Source organism: Nocardia sp. NPDC004260 (genome assembly GCF_053603155.1).
In genome coordinates, this window is sequence record NZ_JBSGEZ010000205.1 from 1 (window position 1) to 3146 (window position 3146).

The 3146-nt window shown below is 65.8% G+C and carries 10 protein-coding genes; all 10 read left to right on the forward strand.

All coding sequences use genetic code 11. The features are described from left to right. Nucleotides 1–183 (forward strand): hypothetical protein (locus tag ACWEO7_RS38820; RefSeq protein ID WP_452430750.1); only part of this gene is annotated, 183 nt, incomplete at its 5' end. Beyond that, nucleotides 176–451: a hypothetical protein gene (locus ACWEO7_RS38825; RefSeq protein WP_452430752.1), complete on the forward strand. Its 276-nt coding sequence runs from the start codon at nucleotides 176–178 to the stop codon at nucleotides 449–451. The genes ACWEO7_RS38820 and ACWEO7_RS38825, both read left to right, overlap by 8 nt. Next, nucleotides 448–846, forward strand: coding sequence for a hypothetical protein (locus tag ACWEO7_RS38830; protein ID WP_452430754.1), 399 nt, complete (start codon nucleotides 448–450; stop codon nucleotides 844–846). Before ACWEO7_RS38825 ends, ACWEO7_RS38830 begins: the two co-directional genes overlap by 4 nt. Beyond that, nucleotides 843–1070 carry a hypothetical protein gene (locus ACWEO7_RS38835; RefSeq protein ID WP_452430756.1) on the forward strand — a complete coding sequence of 76 codons (228 nt, stop codon included), beginning with the start codon at nucleotides 843–845 and terminating at the stop codon, nucleotides 1068–1070. The genes ACWEO7_RS38830 and ACWEO7_RS38835 overlap by 4 nt, the downstream gene beginning before the upstream one ends. Then, on the forward strand, nucleotides 1043–1405 hold the full coding sequence (locus ACWEO7_RS38840) for a hypothetical protein (RefSeq protein ID WP_452430758.1): 363 nt from the start codon (nucleotides 1043–1045) through the stop codon (nucleotides 1403–1405). Before ACWEO7_RS38835 ends, ACWEO7_RS38840 begins: the two co-directional genes overlap by 28 nt. Further along, the gene (locus ACWEO7_RS38845) at nucleotides 1402–1833 is read left to right on the forward strand and encodes a hypothetical protein (protein ID WP_452430759.1); all 432 of its coding nucleotides are present in this window, start codon (nucleotides 1402–1404) and stop codon (nucleotides 1831–1833) included. Before ACWEO7_RS38840 ends, ACWEO7_RS38845 begins: the two co-directional genes overlap by 4 nt. Continuing rightward, nucleotides 1830–2042 (forward strand): hypothetical protein, encoded by a 213-nt coding sequence (locus ACWEO7_RS38850; RefSeq protein ID WP_452430761.1) that lies wholly within the window; start codon nucleotides 1830–1832, stop codon nucleotides 2040–2042. Before ACWEO7_RS38845 ends, ACWEO7_RS38850 begins: the two co-directional genes overlap by 4 nt. 61 nt (nucleotides 2043–2103) lie before the next feature. Next, nucleotides 2104–2295, forward strand: a complete 192-nt coding sequence (locus ACWEO7_RS38855) for a hypothetical protein (protein WP_452430763.1) — start codon at nucleotides 2104–2106, stop codon at nucleotides 2293–2295. Beyond that, nucleotides 2288–2701, forward strand: coding sequence for a hypothetical protein (locus ACWEO7_RS38860; RefSeq protein WP_452430764.1), 414 nt, complete (start codon nucleotides 2288–2290; stop codon nucleotides 2699–2701). The genes ACWEO7_RS38855 and ACWEO7_RS38860 overlap by 8 nt, the downstream gene beginning before the upstream one ends. Continuing rightward, complete coding sequence (locus ACWEO7_RS38865) at nucleotides 2698–3105, forward strand: RusA family crossover junction endodeoxyribonuclease (RefSeq protein WP_452430767.1); 408 nt, start codon at nucleotides 2698–2700, stop codon at nucleotides 3103–3105. Before ACWEO7_RS38860 ends, ACWEO7_RS38865 begins: the two co-directional genes overlap by 4 nt. Nucleotides 3106–3146 lie beyond the last annotated feature (41 nt).

The window sequence follows — 3146 nt, forward strand, 5'->3', positions numbered from 1 at the left end:
CAGGTGATCGACCGGGCCAAGCACGCCGAGTTCCATGCGGACATCGCGAAGGTGACGCGGTGGATGCAGCGGGTGAACGAGATCCTCGGCGACCGAGACACCCAGCCACGGGAAGGTGTTCCCACGGCTGGAGAAACCATCCCCACTGATGGGGAATCCCAGAACGGAGACATCGATGTCTGAGCGAGTTATCCGCACCGTCACCAAGTGGGGCGTGCGACTTCCCAATGGCGAAGTGCGATGGGCTGAAAGCGCCGACGACGCACGGGAACGGCGAGACAACCTGCGCAATGTGATCGAAGACGAGTTCGGTGTGCGTCCCGCCGACTACAACCCCGAGATCGTGCAGTGCACGGAGACCACGACCGCCAGCGATTGGGTGCCCGCCCCGCTCGCAGGGATCACGTTCACCAATCGCGCAGCCGCCACCCTTGAAAGGGCCAGCGAATGAGCACCGACCGGGACGATCTCGCCGACCTGCTGGGCAGCCTGCTCGTATCGCAGCAGAAGAACCAGGACTGGTTCCCGCCTTCCGGGGGAGGGTGGGCGTTGTGCCTCGATGGCTGGTTCGACCCGAAGGCGCTCGCCGGAGCGGTCCTCGACGCCGGGTTGCGTCCACCCGCACGACGCATCGAAACCCCGGAAGAGTTGGACGCCCTTCCGGACGGGACGGTGATCCTCGACGCCAACGAGGAGTTCCACCGCCTGAACCCCTACGGCATGAGCGAACCTCGCACCTGGTTCCCGGCATGGCTGACCGGCAACGCGTACGCGACCGACTTCGGGCAGGACCCGGAACTGCCTGCTGTCGTCCTGTGGGAGCCCGAGCAGGAGGCCAGCGAATGACCCGCCAATGGATCAGCAAGAAGAACCAGAACTGGGTGATGGTGTGCGACCAGGACGGTTGCACCTCGAAGTCCGAGCCGTTCCCGAACCAGCCGGACCTCGGAATTTTCCAGGGGCGCGGCTGGTTCGTCGCGAATCTGTTCGGCGACATCTGCCCGGCCTGCTTGGCGAAGGGTGTGCAGCCCAAGGGGGAGCCGTGGCGACGGAAGGCGGTCAGCCGGTGATGCTCGAAGACGCCCTCGCCCGCGTCATCTCCGACCATCAACTCACCGGCCGCATCAGCATCGGCTGCACAGGCTGCCCCGGGTTGGAGTTCATGCACGAGGTTGACCACGCCGAGCATGTGGCGGACATGATCGCCGAACAGTTCTTGGTCGTCCCACAGAGCGAGGTTGTCGGCCTCGAATACGGGTACCGCGCGGATCCGGAATGGGATGTCGCGCCGGTCGAATCCGCCGATGAGGCGCGGGACCTCGCATCGCATACCAGGACGGGCGAGGCGCTGTTTCATCCGGTGCTGGCGTGGTCCCCACTCCCCGAGAACGGAGAGAAGCCGTGACCGACTCGACGCACGTCCTGATCAAGGAACTCGACACCGAGCATGCCGCGCAGTTCCCTCACGCGAAACCGCACTACCTGTACCGCATCGAATGCCCCGGCCGTCCGGACTGCGACTCTCGGCTGGAGTGCTCGGAACCGCACATGGTCGATGGCCGCACCGCCGACGACGGCCCGAACGACTGCGATCCCGCCGATCCGTGGTGCGGTGAGTACGAGTTCGAATTCCACGGCGTCCTGCACCTGTGGCTGTCGGACTACGGGTGGACAGCGCCCGCTGAGCGTTGTGGCGCAGACACCCACCCGTACCGGCACGAAGCTGCCAGCGACCTGCTGTACGACCATCCTCCGGGCCGGTATCCGGTGCATGTCTGGTGGGACGAGGACGACTACGAACTGAAGCTGATCGAGAGCGGAGACCAGTCGTGAGAACGCGGATCGCCAAGAAGCTCCGCGCCTGGGCGGATCGTATCGACCCCACCACCGGACCGCGCGCCCTCGGCGCCTACTGGAACCACACCCGGGACGGTTTCAAATTCACGCAGACGTACGGGATTCAAATCCACCCCCCGGTTCCTGGCTGCCCGTTGTGGTACATGGCCGAGGACTACGACCGGAGCTGGGAGGGTCTGTCGTGAGCAACGAATGGAACCTGTTGGCCGGCCACGACGGCGACCACGGGCCGAAGGAGGCGCAGCCTTGACTCCCGCCGAGTGGATCGCCGAGCAGACCGCGCGCTTGAACATGCTCGAGGCGTGGCGCGGCGAGAAGGACTACCCCGGCGACCGTGAGGTCCTGGAAGCAGAGATCGCCGAAACCCGCCGTGTCCGGGACGACTTCATCGAGTTCGCCGTACACACCTACCCCTGGACGGAGAGCTGTCGTGACTGAGCCGAACCAAGAGTTGTCCTTCCTCGAGACCTCCGCTCGTGAGGCTGTCGCGGAGGGCCGCACCCTGGTCATCGACCCGGGGTATGCCCTGGAGGCGTTGGAGAAGCTCGCTGAAGCACGCGCGGCGATCGATGCGATGCAGACAGCGCACGAAGCGCAACTGACCCGCATGGCCAAGGAGCGGGCGCGACTCCAGCGGAAGGTCGAGGCGGCGCAGCGTCCCCCACTCGGGTACGTCGTCCTCGCCAAGCGCGGCGACTCGATCAGCTCGGCCGGACCGGTGTGGTCGACCGAGGCGAAGGCGCGCGGGATGCAGGAGCGGATCAGTGACGACTCCGAGAAGCACCCCCAGTTCTGGCGCGGCGCACAGTTCGTCGTCGGCGAGATTCGGGAGATGTCCGAGTGATCGCCCGTCTGTTCGTCCCCGGTACCCCAGCACCACAAGGCAGTAAGCGCCATGTCGGGCGCGGCATCCTGATCGAGCAATCCAAGGCGGTGGGACCGTGGCGGGAGCGTGTAGCCCTGGCGGCCCACCAGTACGGCCTGACGCTCGTGGACGGCCCGGTGGCGGTGGATCTGACGTTTGTGCTTCCACGGCCCAAATCGGCCCCGAAAACCCGCACTCCAGCGGCGACCAAGCGGCCCGATATCGACAAGCTCGTGCGCGCGGTTCTCGATGCCCTTACGGGAGTGGCGTTCTCCGATGATGCGCAGGTGGTGGAGCTGACCGCGAACAAGCGGCTGGCGGATCCGGGGTGTGGTCCAGGAGTGTGGATTACGGTGGCCGACCTGACCGAGGAGGCGGCGTGAAATGCGCTCTCACCTGGTAAAATTGAGCGTGGCCGGGGGCT

Excerpts from the sequence above, each read along its gene's own strand:
- ACWEO7_RS38825 (WP_452430752.1), top strand. The coding sequence starts at position 176 with ATGTCTGAGCGAGTTATCCGCACCGTCACCAAGTGGGGCGTGCGACTT.
- ACWEO7_RS38830 (WP_452430754.1), top strand. The coding sequence starts at position 448 with ATGAGCACCGACCGGGACGATCTCGCCGACCTGCTGGGCAGCCTGCTC.
- ACWEO7_RS38835 (WP_452430756.1), top strand. The coding sequence starts at position 843 with ATGACCCGCCAATGGATCAGCAAGAAGAACCAGAACTGGGTGATGGTG.